Genomic DNA, 18,057 nt, shown 5'->3' with positions numbered 1-18,057 from the left:
GCCACCTCGGGGACACCCCGGTGAGCGCGCCGGCGAGCAGCCGCGGAGCGCTCCTGGCCCGGCAGCCGGCTGTCGCGCGGGCGCCCGCGCTGCTCCCGCAGGTCCTCCTCGGCCTCGTCTGCGCCGGGTACGCGGTGGGTGCGGCCGTGGGCTGGGGTTCGCCGCGACTGGCCCTGTTCATGGGGGACTTCGGCCTCAGTGTCGCCGCCCTGGTCGCCGCCGTCTCCTGCTTCCTCTTCGCGGGCGCCGCCGACAACAGGTTCCGGCCCGCCTGGCTGCTGTTCTCGCTCTCCTCCCTGATGGCCGCCGGGGGCAACGCGGTCTGGGGCTGGTACGAGTTCGTGCGCGGGCTCCCGGTGCCCAGCCCGTCCCTCGCCGATCTCTTCTACCTCTGCTTCGCGCCGCCCGCCATCGTCGGGCTGCTGGTTCTCGCCAAGCGCCCCGTCACCCGGGCCGGCTGGGTATGCCTGGTGCTCGACTCCTGGCTGATCGGCGGTTCGCTCCTCACGCTCTCCTGGAGCCTCGCCCTCGCCCACACCGCACACCTCGCGGACGTCGAGGGCGCCAGCGTGGCCCGGGCGGCGCTCTCGCTGGCCTACCCGCTGCTCGACATCGTGCTGGTCTCCATGGTCCTCGCACTGCACTTCCGGCGCTCCAGCGTCAACCGCGCCGCGGTGAACACCGCCATCGCCGCGCTCGCCCTGACGGTCCTGTGCGATGCCCTCTTCACCTCGCCGCTGCTGCGCCAGACCTACCATTCCGGCCAATTGCTCGACGCGGGCTGGTTCGCCGGTTCGCTGCTCCTGGCGTATGCCCCGTGGGGTGTCGGCCGGGAAGAGGACAACGCTGTCCAACAGCGGCCGGCGCCGCGCACCACCAGCCGCCCCATCGCCGGCTCGCTGGCCGCGCTGACGCCGTACCTCGCCGCCGCCGTCTGCACCCTGGGCATCCTCTACAACGTCATCGAGGGCCGCAGGGTGGACCGCGTCGTGGTCTTCACGGGGTGCACGGTGGTGCTCGCGCTGGTCGTCCGGCAGGGCATCATGCTCGTCGACAACATCGCCCTCACCCAGGAGCTGGCCCAGAAGGAGAACCACTTCCGCTCCCTGGTGCAGGGCTCCAGCGATGTCATCATGATCGCCGCCCCCACCGGCATACTCCGCTACGTCAGCCCCGCCGCCTCCGGCGTCTACGGGCGCGAGGCGGACGACCTCATCGGTGCCGAGCTCGCCTCGATCATCCATCCCGATGATCTGGGCCGGGTGGTGCACGAGGTGCGACGGTTCCTCGCCGCCCCGCCCGGCGAGGAGCCCACCACCCGCATCGAGTGCCGCTTCAGATCGGGCTCCGGCGACTGGCTGAACGTCGAGTCCACGGTCAACCGCCACCAGGGCGGACTGATCCTCAACAGCCGCGACGTCACCGAACGGGTGCGACTGCAGGCCCAGTTGCAGCACAACGCCGAGCATGACCCGCTCACCGACCTGCCCAACCGCGCGCTCTTCACCGACCGGGTCCGCCGGACCCTGGGCGGCCGCAGGTCCGGTGACGCCGGCACCGCCGTGCTCTTCATCGACCTGGACGGCTTCAAGGCGGCCAACGACCGGCTCGGCCACCAGGCGGGCGACGAGCTCCTCATCCAGGCCGCACGCCGCCTCCAGGACTCCGTACGGGTGGGGGACACCGCCGCGCGCCTCGGCGGGGACGAGTTCGCCGCCCTCATCGTCGGAGACGGCAGCCGCGAGCAGACCGCCCGCGAGTACCAGGTCCACGAGATCGCCGAACGGCTGCGGCTCACGCTCTCCCAGCCCTACCGCATCGGAGTCGGCGAGGTCAGGGTCACCGCCTCCATCGGTGTCGCCTTCGCCGAGCCCGGCATCACCCCCAACGACCTCATGCGCAACGCGGATCTCGCCATGTACCGCGCCAAGGCGGGCGGCAAGGACCGCGTCGAGCTCTACGCCCCGCAGATGCAGGCCGAGGTGGTGCGCCGCTCCGAGCTGGCGGCCCGGCTGCGCACCGCACTGCGCGACGGTGAGTTCGCGCTGCTCCATCAGCCCGTGGTGCATCTGACCAGCGGCACGGTCGCCGCCGTCGCCGCGCAGGCCCGCTGGCGGTCCGCCCAGGGGATCCTGTTCACCCCCGCCGAGTTCCTCCGCGTCGCCGAGGACAGCGACCGCACCGCCGAGCTCGGCCGCTGGCTGCTGGAGGAGGCCGTCGAGCAGGCCGCCGACCGGGCCAGGGCCGGACATCAGGTCTCCGTCGCCGTCCGGCTCCCCGCCCGCAGGCTGCTCGACAAGGGGATGCCGTTCGGTTCCGTCGAGGCGCTGCTCACCCGCTACGGGCTGCCGTCGGGGGCGCTGATGATCGAGGTCGCCGACAGCGACCCGAGGGTCCCCTTCGACGAACTCGAACAGCGCCTGGTCGCCCTGCGCCGGCTGGGCGTGCGGATCGCGCTCGACGGCTTCGGCAGCGGTTACGCCGCGATCAACGCCCTGCGCCGGCTCCCCATCGACGTACTGAAACTGGACCGCGGTCTGGTGGAGGGAGTCGTCGAGTCCGCCCGGCTGCACAAGATCACCAGCGGGCTGCTGCGCATCGCCTGCGACCTCGGCATGCAGTCCGTGGCCGACGGCGTCGACGTACCGGAACAGGTCCTCGCCCTGCGTGCCATGGGCTGCACGCACGGCCAGGGCATGGCCTTCTCCGGGCCGCTGGACGAGTACCGGCTGCGCCGTGCGCTGGTCCGCGGTGAGTTCCCGGTGCCCGGCAGCCCGGCCGCTCAGCCGGTCCTGGCAGGCGGCTCGATCCCGCTCCTCACCGGCTCACATGGTGAGACGGCCGTCCCACCCACTTGACACGTCGAGTGCGTCGGAGAGAGGGTCAATGCCATGCGCACCCGAATTCTCGTACTTGGAAAGCGCGTCGGCTGAAGCAGAGTTCCTCCTTGACACTCTGCAGACCGCACCGGCGCGCTCCCCTCGCTTGCCTCACGGCACGAGGGGTTTTTTGTTGCACCGACACCACGCAAACCGTCGCAAAACACATCGCAAAAACCCTCAGCTTCGAGAAGAGAATGCCGATGACCGAGCAGGCCACCGGGGCCCACCATCCCCAGCCGCGGGCCCGTAACGGCGGATCGTCGTCCGCCACCGTTGAGCACCTCACGGGCGCGCAGTCCCTCATCCGCTCTCTTGAGGAAGTCGGGGCCGACACGGTATTCGGTCTCCCCGGCGGCTGCATCCTGCCGGCGTACGACCCGCTGATGGACTCCACCCGGGTCCGCCACATCCTCGTCCGCCACGAGCAGGGTGCGGGTCACGCGGCCACCGGTTACGCGCAGGCCACCGGCAAGGTCGGCGTCTGCATGGTCACCTCGGGTCCCGGCGCCACCAACCTGGTCACCCCGATCGCCGACGCGGCCATGGACTCCGTGCCGATGGTCGCGATCACCGGCCAGGTCGCCTCGGCCGCCATCGGTACGGATGCCTTCCAGGAAGCCGACATCTGCGGCATCACCATGCCGATCACCAAGCACAACTTCCTGGTCACCCGCGCCGAGGACATCGCGCACACGATCGCGGAGGCCTTCCACATCGCCTCCACCGGCCGTCCCGGCCCCGTGCTCGTCGACATCGCCAAGGATGCCCTCCAGTCGAAGACCACCTTCAGCTGGCCCCCGGCCATGGACCTGCCCGGCTACCGTCCGGTCACCAAGCCGCACGCCAAGCAGATCCGTGAGGCCGCCAAGCTCATCGCCCAGGCCAAGCGCCCGGTGCTGTACGTGGGCGGCGGCGTCATGAAGGCCGGAGCCACCGCCGAGCTGAAGGTGCTGGCCGAGCTCACCCAGGCGCCCGTCACCACGACGCTGATGGCGCTGGGCTCCTTCCCCGACAGCCACCCGCTGCACGTGGGGATGCCCGGCATGCACGGTTCGGTCACCGCCGTCACCGCGCTGCAGAAGGCCGACCTGATCGTCGCCCTGGGGGCGCGGTTCGACGACCGGGTCACCGGCAAGCTGGACAGCTTCGCCCCGTACGCCAAGATCGTGCACGCGGACATCGACCCGGCCGAGATCGGCAAGAACCGTGCGGCCGACGTGCCGATCGTCGGGGACGCCCGCGAGGTCATCGCCGACCTCGTCCAGGCGGTCCAGGCGGAGCACACCGAGGGCCACACCGGCGACTACAGCGCATGGTGGAAGGACCTCAACCGCTGGCGCGAGACCTACCCCGTCGGCTACGACCTGCCGGAGGACGGCAGCCTCTCGCCGCAGCAGGTCATCCAGCGGATCGGCGAACTCGCCCCCGAGGGCACCATCTTCGCGGCGGGCGTCGGGCAGCACCAGATGTGGGCCTCGCACTTCATCAACTACGAGCAGCCCTCCACCTGGCTGAACTCCGGCGGTGCCGGGACGATGGGGTACGCGGTGCCGGCCGCGATGGGCGCCAAGGCGGGCATGCCCGACCGTGCGGTCTGGGCGATCGACGGTGACGGCTGCTTCCAGATGACCAATCAGGAGCTCACCACCTGCGCGCTCAACAACATCCCGATCAAGGTCGCGATCATCAACAACGGCGCGCTCGGGATGGTCCGCCAGTGGCAGACCCTCTTCTACAACCAGCGGTACTCCAACACCGTGCTGCACTCCGGCGCCGACACCGACGGCATCCCGGCGAAGGGCACCCGGGTCCCCGACTTCGTCAAGCTGTCCGAGGCCATGGGCTGCTACGCGATCCGCTGCGAGGACCCGGCCGACCTGGACAAGGCCATCGCCGAGGCCAACGCGATCAACGACCGCCCGGTCGTCATCGACTTCATCGTCCACGAGGACGCCATGGTGTGGCCGATGGTCGCCGCCGGCACCTCCAACGACGAGGTCCTGGCAGCCCGCGGTGTCCGCCCCGACTTCGGCGACAACGAAGACGACTGAGAGACAGAGAGAGACCGACTCCATGTCCACCAAGCACACGCTCTCCGTCCTGGTCGAGAACAAGCCCGGTGTCCTTGCCCGGATCACCGCTCTGTTCTCCCGCCGCGGCTTCAACATCGACTCGCTCGCGGTCGGTACCACCGAACATCCCGACATCTCCCGCATCACGATCGTGGTGAATGTCGAGGGCCTGCCCTTGGAGCAGGTGACCAAGCAGCTCAACAAGCTGGTCAACGTCCTGAAGATCGTCGAACTCGAGCCGGCCGCTGCGATCCAGCGTGAGCTCGTCCTGGTGAAGGTCCGCGCCGACAGCGAGACCCGTTCCCAGATCGTCGAGATCGTCCAGCTGTTCCGCGCCAAGACCGTGGACGTCTCCCCGGAGGCCGTCACGATCGAGGCGACCGGCGGAGCCGACAAGCTGGAGGCGATGCTCAAGATGCTGGAGCAGTACGGCATCAAGGAGCTCGTCCAGTCCGGCACCATCGCCATAGGACGTGGCGCGCGCTCGATCACCGACCGGTCCCTGCGCGCCCTCGACCGCTCGGCGTAGTCCTGCCGGGTCCGCCGCGCCGCTCGTATGGCGAGACCCGAAAACTTATCTGACGCACCCCGCCGTACGGTGGGACGCAACACCTGCACACCAAGGAGAAGAACCAGTGGCCGAGCTGTTCTACGACGACGATGCCGACCTGTCCATCATCCAGGGCCGCAAGGTCGCGGTCCTTGGTTACGGCAGCCAGGGCCATGCCCACGCGCTGTCGCTGCGCGACTCGGGTGTCGACGTCCGTGTCGGTCTGCACGAGGGCTCGAAGTCCAGGGCCAAGGCCGAGGAGCAGGGCCTGCGCGTGGTGACTCCGGCCGAGGCCTCCGCCGAGGCCGACGTCATCATGATCCTGGTCCCGGACCCGATCCAGGCCCAGGTCTACGAGGAGTCCGTCAAGGACAACCTGAAGGACGGCGACGCGCTGTTCTTCGGTCACGGTCTGAACATCCGCTTCGGCTTCATCAAGCCGCCGGCGGGCGTCGACGTCTGCATGGTCGCCCCGAAGGGCCCGGGTCACCTGGTCCGCCGCCAGTACGAGGAGGGCCGCGGCGTTCCGTGCATCGTGGCCGTCGAGCAGGACGCCACGGGCAAGGGCCTGGAGCTCGCCCTGTCGTACGCCAAGGGCATCGGCGGCACCCGCGCCGGCGTCATCAAGACGACGTTCACCGAGGAGACCGAGACCGACCTGTTCGGTGAGCAGGCCGTCCTCTGCGGTGGTACCGCCGCGCTGGTGAAGGCCGGGTTCGAGACGCTGACCGAGGCCGGCTACCAGCCGGAGATCGCGTACTTCGAGTGCCTCCACGAGCTGAAGCTCATCGTCGACCTGATGTACGAGGGCGGCCTGGAGAAGATGCGCTGGTCGATCTCGGAGACCGCCGAGTGGGGCGACTACGTCACCGGCCCGCGGATCATCACGGACGCGACCAAGGCCGAGATGAAGAAGGTCCTCACCGAGATCCAGGACGGCACCTTCGCCAACGCCTGGATGGCGGAGTACCACAACGGTCTGCCCAAGTACAACGAGTACAAGAAGGCCGACAGCGACCACCTGCTGGAGACCACCGGCCGTGAGCTCCGCAAGCTCATGAGCTGGGTCAACGACGACGACGCGTAACACCGATGCCCCAGGGGCGGGTCCCCGGACCCGCCCCTGAGGCGTCAGCCCTGCTTCACCGCTGGAAGAGGCGGCGTCGTACGTGTGTACAAGTCGTCCAGCCTCATGTGGGTGATCCTTCCAACGGGGCGCAGTATGCGCCGTCGCGCATGACTACACTTCAAGACACATACACGCGTCAGGCCCACAGTGTCGTGCGTCTTCCACGCGGCAAGCCCCTCCACCGCCTGCGGCCGTCGGGACGGCCGTCCGCACTGGACCTGTGAGGACTCACGTGAGCTCGAAACCTGTCGTACTCATCGCTGAAGAGCTGTCGCCCGCCACGGTGGACGCCCTGGGCCCGGATTTTGAGATCCGGCACTGCAACGGCGCGGACCGCGCCGAGCTTCTCCCCGCGATCGCCGATGTCGACGCCATCCTGGTGCGCTCCGCCACCAAGGTCGACGCCGAGGCGCTGGCCGCCGCGAAGAAGCTGAAGGTCGTCGCCCGCGCGGGCGTCGGACTGGACAACGTCGATGTCTCCTCGGCCACCAAGGCCGGCGTGATGGTCGTGAACGCACCGACCTCCAACATCGTCACCGCGGCCGAGCTGGCCTGCGGTCTGCTGGTCGCCACCGCGCGCAACATCCCGCAGGCCAACACCGCCCTCAAGAACGGCGAGTGGAAGCGCTCCAAGTACACGGGCGTCGAGCTGAGCGAGAAGACTCTCGGCGTCGTCGGCCTCGGCCGCATCGGCGTCCTGGTCGCGCAGCGCATGTCGGCCTTCGGCATGAAGATCGTCGCGTTCGACCCCTACGTACAGCCCGCGCGTGCCGCGCAGATGGGCGTCAAGCTCCTCTCGCTGGACGAGCTGCTCGAGGTCTCCGACTTCATCACCGTGCACCTCCCCAAGACCCCGGAGACCCTCGGCCTGATCGGCGACGAGGCGCTGCACAAGGTCAAGCCCTCGGTGCGCATCGTCAACGCCGCGCGCGGTGGCATCGTCGACGAGGAGGCGCTCGCCTCCGCCCTCAAGGAGGGCCGCGTCGCCGGCGCCGGTCTGGACGTGTACACCAAGGAGCCCTGCACGGACTCCCCGCTGTTCCAGTTCGACCAGGTCGTCTGCACCCCGCACCTCGGCGCCTCCACCGACGAGGCCCAGGAGAAGGCGGGCATCGCGGTCGCCAAGTCGGTGCGCCTCGCGCTCGCCGGTGAGCTGGTGCCGGACGCGGTCAACGTCCAGGGCGGCGTCATCGCCGAGGACGTCCGTCCCGGTCTGCCGCTCGCCGAGAAGCTCGGCCGGATCTTCACCGCCCTCGCGGGCGAGGTCGCGGCCCGCCTCGATGTCGAGGTGTACGGCGAGATCACCCAGCACGACGTCAAGGTGCTCGAACTCTCCGCGCTCAAGGGCGTCTTCGAGGACGTGGTCGACGAGACCGTGTCGTACGTGAACGCCCCGCTGTTCGCGCAGGAGCGCGGTGTCGAGGTCCGCCTCACCACCAGCTCCGAGTCGCCCGACCACCGCAACGTGGTCACCGTCCGCGGCACGCTCGCCAGCGGCGAGGACGTCTCGGTCTCCGGCACGCTGGCCGGTCCCAAGCACCTCCAGAAGATCGTCGCGATCGGCGAGCACGATGTGGACCTGGCGCTCGCCGACCACATGGTCGTGCTGCGCTACGACGACCGCCCCGGTGTCGTCGGCGCGGTCGGCAAGATCCTCGGCGAGGCCGGGCTGAACATCGCGGGCATGCAGGTCTCGCGGGCCGATGTGGGCGGCGAGGCGCTGGTCGTCCTCACCGTCGACGACGACGTCCCGGCGTCGGTGCTGTCCGAGATCTCGGCCGAGATCGGCGCGGCTTCGGCCCGTTCGGTGAACCTGACCGACTGATTTCCTTCGCAGCTCCACCGTGCCCGGCATCTAGACGTGCGTCTTACACGAACGTCTGCATGCCGGGTACGCTGTTGTGATGGGACATCGTGAGGATCTGCTCGAAGGCGCCAAGCGCTGCCTGCTGGAAAAGGGGTACGCCCGGACGACAGCGCGCGACATCGTGGCCGCGTCCGGTACCAACCTCGCCTCCATCGGCTATCACTACCGTTCCAAGGAAGCCCTGCTCAACCTCGCCTTCATCAAGGTGACGGAGGAGTGGGGTGACATGCTGACGGAGGAGGCCGGGGAGGTCGAAGAGGCCGCCGCCGCAGAGGACACCCCCCAGGCTCCGCTCGACCAGTTCCACGAGACCTGGGAGCGAGTGATCGGCAGCTACGAGAAGACCCGTGCCGTCTGGCAGCTCCAGATGGAGGTCATCTCCAGGATCGACACCGACCCCGAACTGCAGAAGGCACTGGCCGGCCCGCAGCGCGAGGGCCGGGACGGGCTCGCGGAGAACATGCTGGGCATCGACCCGGAGGCCGACCCCGAGCGGGCGCGGGTGGCAGGGATCTTCTGCCAGGCGCTGCTCGCCGGTGTGATGGTCCAGTGGATGATGGACAGCGACTCCGCACCGTCGGCCCAGGACCTGACGGACGGGCTCAAAGTCGTACTGGAGGGGCGGAACCCGTCCCGCCAGGACCCCTCCTGAGCGCGACCGGCAACTGCGTTCTGGAAGGCGGAAGTTGAGGGACGTCGTGGGGCGAGCTCAGGGACCGTGCGGGAACGTCTGCCCGCAGCCGAAGGGCCGGCCGGCGCGGTGAGCGCCAGCGGCCCGGATCACGCGCTCCCCGCCTGGTGTCAGCCCGGTGGCAGCGCCCGGCAGAGTGCCGCCAGTGCCTCGGTGAAGGCGCGGTCCGGCGGGGAGGCGTAGCCCACGACCAGACCGTCCGTGGCCGGCATCGTGGCGGCCGGATGGCGGAAGTCGGCGAGCCCGTCCAGGCCGAGCCCCTGCCAGGCGGCGGCCTTGACCGTCGACTGTTCCGTGCCGGGCGGCAGCCGCAGGACGGCGTGCAGTCCGGCGGCGATGCCGGTGGGCGTGACGTGCGGGGCGTGCGTGGCGAGTGCCGCGACCAGCTGGTCGCGCCGCCCGCGGTAGCGCTGGCGCATCCGGCGGACATGGCGGTCGTAGTCGCCCGATTCGATGAGATCGGCGAGCGTCAGCTGATCGGGGACGCTCGCCCAGGCCTCACGTTCGCCCTTCGCCCTCAGCGCCGGGCCGACGAGGTGCTCGGGCAGCACCATCCAGCCCAGCCGGAGGGCCGGCGAGAGGCTCTTGCTGACCGAACCGAAGTAGAGGACCCGGTCGGGGTCGAGTCCCTGCACGGCACCCACCGGCTCCCGGTCGTACCTGAACTCCCCGTCGTAGTCGTCCTCCAGGACCAGCCCGCCCCGGCCGCGCGCCCAGTCGACGACGGCCGAACGCCGCTCCGGGTGCAGCGGGCCACCGGTGGGGAACTGGTGGGCCGGGGTGAGCAGCACGCTCCGCACCCCCGGCAGTCCGGCCAGCTCGTCGACGCGCGCGCCGTCCCCGTCGAGCGCCAGCGGGACCGTGCGCACCGCGGCGGCTTCCAGGATCGACCGGTGGAAGCCGAGCCCGTACGACTCCACGGCCAGCGGGCCGCGCAGCACACCGCCTGCGAACAGCAGCCGCAGGGCGTGGGCGAAACCGGAACAGATCACGATGTGTCCGGGTGTGGTGCGCACGCCGCGGGAGCGCGCCAGATAGTCCGTCAGGGCGCGCCGCAGCTCGATCCGCCCCTGCGGGTCACCCGGCCCGAACGCGTCGTTCGGCGCGGCGTTCAGGGCGCGCCGGGAGCTGGCGAGCCAGGCGGCGCGGGGGAACGAACCCGCATCCGGCTTGCCCTGGTGCAGGTCGTGGGCGGGCGTCGCCGGGCCCTCCGGCGCCTTCTTCGGCACGCGGACGGGTGTCAGGGGCGCGGTGCGCGGGGCGACGCGGGTCCCGGACCCCTGGCGGGCGGTCAGCCAGCCCTCGGCGACCAGTTCGGCGTAGGCGTCGGCGACGGTGTTGCGGGCCAGGCCAAGGTCGGCGGCGAGCGACCGGTAGGGCGGCAGCCGGGTGCCGGGAGCCAGCCGTCCCTCGCGCACGGCGTCGCGCAGCGCGCGGATGAGCACGGCCCGGCGACTGCCAGGACCCGCCAGGTCCAGGAGGAGGTCACTGCCGATCCGCTCCGCCGAATTGACCCATGAATCAGACAAGGAAATGCACCCTACGTGAGGTCTTTCGGGCTTCTAGCGTAGAGGACATGACGAACCACGAAGCAGCAGCCCGCACCCCCCGCATCAACTTCGCCAAGGCCGCGCCGAAGGCGTTCAAGGCCCTCATCGGCTTCGACGCCGCCGCCCGCCAGGGCCTGGATCCCGCGCTGGTGGAGCTGGTGCAGATCCGCTCCTCGCAGCTGAACGGCTGCGCGTACTGCCTGCACATGCACACCACCGACGCCCGCAAGGCCGGAGAGAGCGAGGAGCGGCTGCACATGGTGGCCGTCTGGCAGGAGGCCGCGAACTTCTTCACCGCCCAGGAGCGGGCCGCGCTGGCGCTCACCGAGGCCGTCACGCTGGTCTCCCGCGGCGGCGTCCCCGACGACGTCTACGCCCGCGCGGCGGCCGTGTTCGACGAGGCCGAACTCGCCGGACTGCTGGCCCTGATCTTCACCATCAACACCTGGAACCGCATCGCCCTGTCCACCGCCAAGGTGCCCGGCACGGACGAGCGGGCGGCGTAGTGACCGGTGGCCCTCAGAGCCGGGACGCCTTCAGGGCCATGTGCAGCAGCAGCCGGTCCTCCCCGTCGTTCAGGTCAAGGCCGGTGAGCTGCTGGACCCGGGAGAGTCGGTAGTAGAGCGTCTGGCGGTGGATGCCCAGTTCGGCGGCGGTCCGCGACGCCTGGCCCGCGCAGTCGAGGAACGTCTCCGCGGTACGGGCCAGGTCCCGGTGCGGCGGGGTGAGCAGGGGGCGGACGGTGTGGTCGGGCGGTGTGCCGGGGGTGAGCGCGGTCAGCAGGCGGTACGGGCCGATGGCCGACCACCGGGCGACCGGGCCGAACCGGGACTCCGCCGCTGCCGCCCGGCAGGCGGCGGACGCCTCGTGCCAGGCGTCGCCCAGCTCCGCCAGGCCCCGGCGCGGCACCGCGATGCCGGCGGCGGCAGCGGGCCCCGCGCTGGTGCGCAGCCGGTCGGCGGCGGTGAGCGCCGGGTCCAGGACGTCGGGGGACCGGAGCCGGACCAGCGCGGCCAGTGCGGGAGGGCCCGCCCCGTCTCCGGAAGGGGCGGGCGACAGGGCCGCCGCCGAAGGCACCGTGCTCACCGAGGGCGGATCGTCCGGCCACGGGGTCACGCACACCACGGTGTGCAGCCCCTCCGCATCCGGTCCGAGCGCCTCGCTGAGCGCGGCCACCGCCATGTCGCGCTGCCAGCCGCGCCCGGCCGTGAGGACCGCGCCGAACTCCCGGGACAGGTCCGTGCCCGCCCGTGCCTCGTCGGAGAGCAGCGCCCCGATCCGCGCCGCCACCTCCATCGCCGCGTCCAGCTGCTCGTCCGTCGGCCCGGCCGCGGCGTCCAGCAGCCACACGTAACCGAGCACGACACCCCGATGGCGTACGGGCAGACAGATGCGGTCCCGGTTGACGCCGGCCTCCGGGGCGGCCGGGATGCGGACGGGGCCGGTGGCGCGGGCGATGCCGAAGTTCTCGAACCACGCGCGGACCGCGGGGGTCGAGCGGCGGGTCAGGATCGAACGGGTGCGGACCGGGTCCATCGCGGTGTCGTCGTCGCTGTCGTGCGCGCCGAAGGCGACCAGGCCGAAATCCCGGTTCTCCAGCGTCGCGGGAACGCCGAGCAGCCCGGAGATCTCGTCGACCAGCTCCTGGTAATCGCCCTTCACCCGGTCATTCTCGCACCCCTTCAGACATATGTCTGAGATCCAGGGCACGGATGCGTGACAGCTGTCGATGGCACAGGATCGGGGGATCCTTAGATTTCACGGTGGTTCTCCGTGCTGTACCGCTTCCGGTCCTTGTGTTCCATCCGTGGCGGTACGGCCTTCGTTCGTACTTTCCGTGGAGGTGCCCCGTGCTGGGTCCCGTGATTCTCGCCGCGTCCCGCAGCGACAAGATGCGCCGCTTCATCTCGGCAGCCCCGGGCACCAAGCAGGTCGTCGGCCGGTTCATCGCCGGTGAGACGGTCGAGCAGGTCGTCCCGATCATCGAGGACGCCGCCGGCCGGGGCCTCGAAGTCACCATGGACGTGGTCGGTGAGGACATCACCACGCCCGAGCAGGCCGCCGCCGCCCGCGACGCCTACCTGGAGCTCGTCGGCCGCCTCAAGGACCTCGGCCTGGGCACCAGGGCCGAGATGTCCGTGAAGCTCTCGATGTTCGGCCAGGCACTGGAGAACGGCCACGAGCTGGCCCTCGCCAACGTCCGCCCGGTCGTCGAGGCCGCCGCCGCGATCGGCACCACGGTCACCCTGGACGCCGAGGACCACACCACCCTCGACTCGATGTTCGCCATCCACGAGGAGCTGCGGAAGGACCACCCGCAGACCGGATGCGTCATCCAGGCCTACCTGTTCCGCACCGAGGACGACGCCCGCCGCCTTGCCGCCGCCGGCAGCCGCGTCCGCATCGTGAAGGGCGCCTACAAGGAGCCCGCCTCCGTGGCGTACCAGGACAAGGCCGAGACCGACAAGGCGTATGTCCGCATCCTGCGGACGCTGATGGAGGGCGCGGGCTATCCGATGATCGGGTCCCACGACCCGCGCCTGATCGCCATCGCCCAGGAGATGGCCCGCAAGGCGGGCCGCAAGCTCGACGAGTACGAGTTCCAGATGCTGTACGGCATCCGCAGCGACGAGCACGTCCGGCTCGCGGCCGAGGGCCACCGGATGCGCGTCTACACCGCGTACGGCACCGACTGGTACGGCTACTTCATGCGCCGCCTCGCGGAGAAGCCGGCCAACCTGCTGTTCTTCGCCCGCTCCATCCTCACCAAGGGCTGAGCCCCCTCCACCTCTCTACCTAAGGAGCAACGGAACCCATGGACGCTGTCACCCAGGTCCCCGCGCCGGTCAACGAGCCGGTGCACTCCTACGCCCCGGGCTCCCCGGAGCGCGCCCGTCTGGAGACGAAGCTCAAGGAGCTCAGCCAGAACCCGATCGACCTGCCGATGACCATCGGCGGCGAAAAGCGGATGGGTGGCGGCGAGCGTTTCGACGTCGTGCAGCCCCACAACCACAAGGCCGTCATCGGTACGTACGCCGGCGCCACCGAGCAGGACGCCAAGGACGCGGTCAACGCCGCCCTCGCCGCCGCTCCCGCCTGGCGCGCGATGGCCTTCGACGACCGCGCGGCCATCATCCTGCGCGCCGCCGAGCTGCTCTCCGGCCCCTGGCGCGAGACGCTGGCCGCCTCCACGATGCTCGGCCAGGGCAAGACCGCCCAGCAGGCCGAGATCGACACCCCCTGCGAGCTCGTGGACTTCTGGCGCTTCAACGTGCACTACGCGCGCCAGATCCTGGCCGAGCAGCCCCCGGCCAACTCCCCGGGCGTGTGGAACCGCATGGACCACCGCCCGCTGGAGGGCTTCGTCTACGCGATCACGCCGTTCAACTTCACGGCCATCGCGGGCAACCTGCCCACCGCCCCCGCGCTCATGGGCAACGTCGTGGTGTGGAAGCCCTCCCCGACGCAGACCCACGCCGCCGTGCTGCTCATGCAGCTCCTGGAGGAGGCCGGCCTCCCCAAGGGCGTCATCAACCTGGTGACCGGCGACGGCATCGCCGTCTCCGAGGTGGCCCTGAACCACCGCGACCTGGCCGGTATCCACTTCACCGGCTCGACCCCCACCTTCCAGCACCTGTGGAAGACGGTCGGCACCAACATCGCCAAGTACCGCACCTACCCGCGCCTCGTCGGCGAGACCGGCGGCAAGGACTTCGTCGTCGCGCACCCGTCGGCCGACCACGCGATCCTGAAGACCGCGCTGACCCGTGGCTCCTTCGAGTTCCAGGGCCAGAAGTGCTCGGCGTCCTCGCGTGCGTACGTCCCGGCCTCCATCTGGAACTCCGGTTTCAAGGAGAAGTTCGCCGCCGAGGTCGACTCCATCACCATGGGCGACGTCACCGACCTGTCGCACTTCATGGGTGCCGTCATCGACGACCGCGCCTTCGCGAAGAACAAGGCCGCGATCGACCGTGCCGCGGCCGACCCGGCGTGCACGATCGTCGCCGGTGGCACGTACGACGACTCGGTGGGCTACTTCGTCCGCCCGACCGTCATCGAGTGCAGCGACCCCGAGAACGAGGTCTTCACGACCGAGTACTTCGGCCCGATCCTCGCCGTCCACGTCTACGAGGACGACACGTACGACGCGATGCTGGAGCAGATGGAGTCGGTGTCCGACTACGCCCTGACCGGTGCCGTCATCGCCAACGACCGCGCCGCGGCCGCGTACACGATGGAGAAGCTGCGGTACGCCGCGGGCAACTTCTACATCAACGACAAGTCGACCGGTGCCGTCGTCGGCCAGCAGCCCTTCGGCGGCGGCCGTGCCTCGGGTACGAACGACAAGGCGGGCGCCCCGCAGAACCTCCAGCGCTGGACCCTTACCCGGGCCATCAAGGAGACGCTGGTCCCGCCGACCGACTACACCTACCCCCACCAGGGCTGACCGCCCCGGGGCGCCGCCCTCCCGGCGCCCGCCCCCGAATTCCGCCCCCCGTCCGGTTCCCCTGCCGGCCGGGGGGCGGTTTCCATTGCGCCCGGCGGCCGGCCGGCCCCGCTCAGCTCCAGCCGTGCACGATCAGCGAGAGCCCCACGGCGAACCCGCCGCCCAGCAGGGCCAGGTAGCGGCCGTAGTGGCGGCGGTGGCGGCGCATCAGCAGCCCGAACGCGGCAAAGCCCAGACCCACCGTGAGCGTGCGCGAACCGCGGGCCGTCGCCGATGCCACGAGCCAGTCGGCGGCGGGGACCCCGGCGTGGCCCGCCCCGGCGCCGTACACCTTGAACGGGATGCCGTTCCACGGCTGGTGGCGCACCGCCGAGGCACCCTCCAGCGCCAGCCCGCGTCGGACCTCCGCGCGCATCCGGTCCGTCGTCAGCGGCGCGGGCAACTGGACCCCGGCCGAGGCGAGCTGGAGCGCGAGCAGGCCACCGGCCACACTGCCGGCGAGCGCGCCGGCCGACATCTTCAGCGCCGCCCGCGGCACCGCCACGCACACCGCGCCCAGCAGCAGTTCCGGCATCAGCGGCCAGCTCAGCGCCTCGGCGAACGCCCAGCAGAACGCGAGCGGCACCCCCCACCGCGAGGTGACGACCGAGGCGATCCGGCGGCGCGCCGCGGAGTCCCTCAGCGGTTCGGCGGCCGTACGCGCATGCAGCGAGAGCACCGCGTCGCGGGCCTGCTCCGGGGACGCCTTGCCAGGCAGCGGCTCACCGATCGACACCCGCACCAGCGACGAGCGCAGCCGTCCGTGCTTGGGCAGCAGCCGGTCCGTACCGGCGATCCCGACCGGCACCACCGGCACCCCCGCCTGCTCGGCCAGGACCAGTGCACCCCGGTGGAAGGAACCCAGCGCGCCGTCCTCGGCCCGGGTGCCCTCGGGGAACAGCACGACCGCCCGGCCGGCTCGCAGCTCACCGGCCATGGAGAGCAGGTCGTCCATCCCGCCGCCGCCCCGCCGCACCGGGAACCCGGCCGCCAGCCTGCGGCAGATCCGGCGCCGCCACGGGGAGGCGAACCAGTAGTCCGCCGCCGCCCCGATCGCCGGGGTGTGCCGGGCGTCAAGCGCCGCGAGAAGGGCTGCCGTGTCGGCGTGCGAGGAGTGGTTGGCGACCACGACGCAGCCGCCGCGCGGCAGCCGGCCGCGCCGCTCGACCCCGCCGGTCAGGCTGAGCACGCCCCACCACAGACCGCGCCGGAGCGTGGCGGCGAACCGGGAGCGGACCGGGAGCACGGCCCGGCCGGGCGTGCGCAGGAGAGTCGTCATCACGTCATCACCATCGCCAGGAGAAGGGCCACCAGCAGGGAGTCGATCCGGTCGAGCAGGCCGCCGAAGCCGGGCAGCCAGCTGCCCGCGTCCTTCACCCCGGACTCGCGCTTGACCATCGATTCGATCAGGTCGCCGAGGACGCAGCCGCCGATCACGGCCCCCCACAGCGGAAGGCTGAACTCGCCGAGTACGAGCAGGAGTACGGCGGTCGCGACAGCCGCGCCCAGCACGCCCGCCCAGGTCTTGTTGGGGGAGAGCGGCGACAGCGGGCGCGCGAGCGGACCGCGCCGGCCAAGCGCCGTACCGCCGCACCAGGCGCCGACATCGCCGAGCGCCACCGCGAGGCCCACCGCGACCCCCGTCTCGCCGAGCGTCACCAGACCGGTCAGCGCGACCGGGATCCACAGCAGCCCGAAGGCGGTACGGGCGGTGCGGGTGAAACCCGTCCGGTCGTCCCCGGCCAGTACGGAGGGGACCGCGGCCGCCACCAGCACGAGCGCCGCGGCCCGTAGGTCCAGGAGGTGCGGTGCCAGCCAGGCCAGCGCCGGGAGCAGGACCGCGGCCACCGCCAGCACCACGTGGTCACCGCGCCGCAGCCCCGCCATGGTGACGAACTCGCTCGCGGCGATCACTCCGAGCCCCGCGGCCAGCGCGTACGTGCCACCGCCGCCCAGCAGGTACGCGCCGAGGAAGACCGGAGCGACCAGGGCCCAGGTCCGCCACCGCCTGCGCAGCTCGGCCCGCATCCGGACCCTGGAGGGCAGGACGGCGACCGCGACCCCGCCCGCGCCCAGCACGCCCGCGACCAGCGGCACGGCGCGCGCCGCCGCCTCCTCTGCGATCAGTACGGCGCTCATGCCAGCTCCCGCCACAGGCCGGCCAGCCGGAGCGCGGCGGTGAGCAGCGAACCGGCGGCGATCACGATCAGTACGGGTACGGCCCATCCGCTCGCCGCGGCGCCCACGACCAGCAGACAGCGCTCGGTCTTGCCGACCGGGCCGCCGTTGCGCCGGGGAGCCCCGGCCGCCGCCCCGGCCAGCGACACCCAGGAGGGCAGCGTCGCCGCGAGTGCGGCCACCGCCACCAGCCACGGCGGGGCGAGCGCCAGGAACCCGGCCAGCACGACCAGGTCCGCGACCCGGTCGCCGAGTTCGTTCAGCACCGCGCCGCGGCGGGTCGTCCGGCCGGTGTCGCGGGCCAGCGCCCCGTCCAGGTTGGCGAAGGCGAGCCGGGCCGCGAGCAGGGCGGCGACCGGCAGGGCGGCGGGGCCGGCGGGCAGCCAGGCCAGTGCGGCGGCGGCGCCGGCCGCCGTGACCACGCCGGCCGCGGTGAGGGTGTCGGGCGACACCCCACGGCGGACCAGCGAGGCGCGGACACCGGCGAGCCGGTTCGCGTACCAGGGCTTGAGAGCGTAGAGGCCGTTCATGGGTGCAACTGTCGTGCGCCGCACGTTTCTTCGACATGGGGCGCGTACTCAAATGCGGGGTGAGTACGTGTGGGTGACCGGCTCGCCCGCACGGCTCCCCTGTCCTCGATCGCCGGGCGGGC

At 71.3% G+C, this 18,057-nt stretch carries 14 protein-coding genes; 9 read left to right on the top strand and 5 right to left on the bottom strand.

Features of this window, described 5'->3' with window-relative positions; all coding sequences use genetic code 11:
- Positions 1 to 20 precede the first annotated feature (20 nt).
- From LNW71_RS07155 to LNW71_RS07130, 6 genes are all read left to right on the top strand, one after another.
- Positions 21 to 2,858: a putative bifunctional diguanylate cyclase/phosphodiesterase gene (locus LNW71_RS07155; RefSeq protein ID WP_374119510.1), complete on the top strand. Its 2,838-nt coding sequence runs from the start codon at positions 21 to 23 to the stop codon at positions 2,856 to 2,858.
- A 218-nt stretch (positions 2,859 to 3,076) separates the two neighbouring features.
- On the top strand, positions 3,077 to 4,933 hold the full coding sequence (locus tag LNW71_RS07150; protein WP_250967458.1) for an acetolactate synthase large subunit: 1,857 nt from the start codon (positions 3,077 to 3,079) through the stop codon (positions 4,931 to 4,933).
- A gap of 22 nt (positions 4,934 to 4,955) precedes the next feature.
- Entirely contained in the window at positions 4,956 to 5,483 is a 528-nt protein-coding gene (ilvN, locus tag LNW71_RS07145) for an acetolactate synthase small subunit (RefSeq protein ID WP_250967457.1), read from the top strand.
- 106 nt (positions 5,484 to 5,589) lie between these two features.
- The gene (gene ilvC / locus LNW71_RS07140) at positions 5,590 to 6,591 is read left to right on the top strand and encodes a ketol-acid reductoisomerase (protein ID WP_250967456.1); all 1,002 of its coding nucleotides are present in this window, start codon (positions 5,590 to 5,592) and stop codon (positions 6,589 to 6,591) included.
- A gap of 274 nt (positions 6,592 to 6,865) precedes the next feature.
- On the top strand, positions 6,866 to 8,458 hold the full coding sequence (gene serA / locus LNW71_RS07135; protein ID WP_250967455.1) for a phosphoglycerate dehydrogenase: 1,593 nt from the start codon (positions 6,866 to 6,868) through the stop codon (positions 8,456 to 8,458).
- Between the two features lie 79 nt (positions 8,459 to 8,537).
- On the top strand, positions 8,538 to 9,152 hold the full coding sequence (locus LNW71_RS07130; RefSeq protein ID WP_250967454.1) for a TetR/AcrR family transcriptional regulator: 615 nt from the start codon (positions 8,538 to 8,540) through the stop codon (positions 9,150 to 9,152).
- A 149-nt stretch (positions 9,153 to 9,301) separates the two neighbouring features.
- Here LNW71_RS07130 and LNW71_RS07125 read toward each other — a convergent pair whose 3' ends face one another.
- Positions 9,302 to 10,720 carry a PLP-dependent aminotransferase family protein gene (locus LNW71_RS07125; protein ID WP_250967453.1) on the bottom strand — a complete coding sequence of 473 codons (1,419 nt, stop codon included), beginning with the start codon at positions 10,718 to 10,720 and terminating at the stop codon, positions 9,302 to 9,304.
- Between the two features lie 47 nt (positions 10,721 to 10,767).
- Between LNW71_RS07125 and LNW71_RS07120 the strand changes: the two genes are divergently transcribed.
- Positions 10,768 to 11,247, top strand: a complete 480-nt coding sequence (locus LNW71_RS07120) for a carboxymuconolactone decarboxylase family protein (protein ID WP_250967452.1) — start codon at positions 10,768 to 10,770, stop codon at positions 11,245 to 11,247.
- Positions 11,248 to 11,260: 13 nt separating this feature from the next.
- Here LNW71_RS07120 and LNW71_RS07115 read toward each other — a convergent pair whose 3' ends face one another.
- Positions 11,261 to 12,403, bottom strand: coding sequence for a helix-turn-helix domain-containing protein (locus tag LNW71_RS07115; RefSeq protein ID WP_250967451.1), 1,143 nt, complete (start codon positions 12,401 to 12,403; stop codon positions 11,261 to 11,263).
- Positions 12,404 to 12,591: 188 nt separating this feature from the next.
- Here LNW71_RS07115 and LNW71_RS07110 point away from each other — a divergent pair, with 188 nt between their 5' ends.
- Positions 12,592 to 13,518 carry a proline dehydrogenase family protein gene (locus LNW71_RS07110; RefSeq protein ID WP_250967450.1) on the top strand — a complete coding sequence of 309 codons (927 nt, stop codon included), beginning with the start codon at positions 12,592 to 12,594 and terminating at the stop codon, positions 13,516 to 13,518.
- 38 nt (positions 13,519 to 13,556) lie between these two features.
- Positions 13,557 to 15,188, top strand: a complete 1,632-nt coding sequence (pruA, locus tag LNW71_RS07105) for an L-glutamate gamma-semialdehyde dehydrogenase (protein ID WP_250967449.1) — start codon at positions 13,557 to 13,559, stop codon at positions 15,186 to 15,188.
- Between the two features lie 112 nt (positions 15,189 to 15,300).
- Here pruA and LNW71_RS07100 read toward each other — a convergent pair whose 3' ends face one another.
- Genes LNW71_RS07100 through LNW71_RS07090 form a run of 3 tightly spaced genes read right to left on the bottom strand, consistent with a single transcriptional unit; the run spans position 15,301 to position 17,935 of the window.
- Positions 15,301 to 16,506 carry a lysophospholipid acyltransferase family protein gene (locus LNW71_RS07100; protein WP_250967448.1) on the bottom strand — a complete coding sequence of 402 codons (1,206 nt, stop codon included), beginning with the start codon at positions 16,504 to 16,506 and terminating at the stop codon, positions 15,301 to 15,303.
- On the bottom strand, positions 16,506 to 17,366 hold the full coding sequence (locus LNW71_RS07095; RefSeq protein WP_250967447.1) for a phosphatidate cytidylyltransferase: 861 nt from the start codon (positions 17,364 to 17,366) through the stop codon (positions 16,506 to 16,508). Before LNW71_RS07095 ends, LNW71_RS07100 begins: the two co-directional genes overlap by 1 nt.
- Positions 17,363 to 17,935 carry a CDP-alcohol phosphatidyltransferase family protein gene (locus LNW71_RS07090; protein WP_250967446.1) on the bottom strand — a complete coding sequence of 191 codons (573 nt, stop codon included), beginning with the start codon at positions 17,933 to 17,935 and terminating at the stop codon, positions 17,363 to 17,365. Before LNW71_RS07090 ends, LNW71_RS07095 begins: the two co-directional genes overlap by 4 nt.
- Between the last annotated feature and the right edge of the window lie 122 nt (positions 17,936 to 18,057).

It is taken from the genome of Streptomyces sp. RKAG290, assembly GCF_023701695.1.
Lineage (GTDB): Bacteria > Actinomycetota > Actinomycetes > Streptomycetales > Streptomycetaceae > Streptomyces.
This window is presented reverse-complemented; position numbering and strand designations above follow the sequence as displayed.

Excerpts from the sequence above, each read along its gene's own strand:
- LNW71_RS07130 (WP_250967454.1), top strand. The coding sequence starts at position 8,538 with ATGGGACATCGTGAGGATCTGCTCGAAGGCGCCAAGCGCTGCCTGCTG.
- LNW71_RS07150 (WP_250967458.1), top strand. The coding sequence starts at position 3,077 with ATGCCGATGACCGAGCAGGCCACCGGGGCCCACCATCCCCAGCCGCGG.
- LNW71_RS07095 (WP_250967447.1), bottom strand. The coding sequence starts at position 17,366 with ATGAGCGCCGTACTGATCGCAGAGGAGGCGGCGGCGCGCGCCGTGCCG.
- LNW71_RS07090 (WP_250967446.1), bottom strand. The coding sequence starts at position 17,935 with ATGAACGGCCTCTACGCTCTCAAGCCCTGGTACGCGAACCGGCTCGCC.
- LNW71_RS07120 (WP_250967452.1), top strand. The coding sequence starts at position 10,768 with ATGACGAACCACGAAGCAGCAGCCCGCACCCCCCGCATCAACTTCGCC.
- pruA (WP_250967449.1), top strand. The coding sequence starts at position 13,557 with ATGGACGCTGTCACCCAGGTCCCCGCGCCGGTCAACGAGCCGGTGCAC.
- LNW71_RS07100 (WP_250967448.1), bottom strand. The coding sequence starts at position 16,506 with ATGACGACTCTCCTGCGCACGCCCGGCCGGGCCGTGCTCCCGGTCCGC.
- ilvN (WP_250967457.1), top strand. The coding sequence starts at position 4,956 with ATGTCCACCAAGCACACGCTCTCCGTCCTGGTCGAGAACAAGCCCGGT.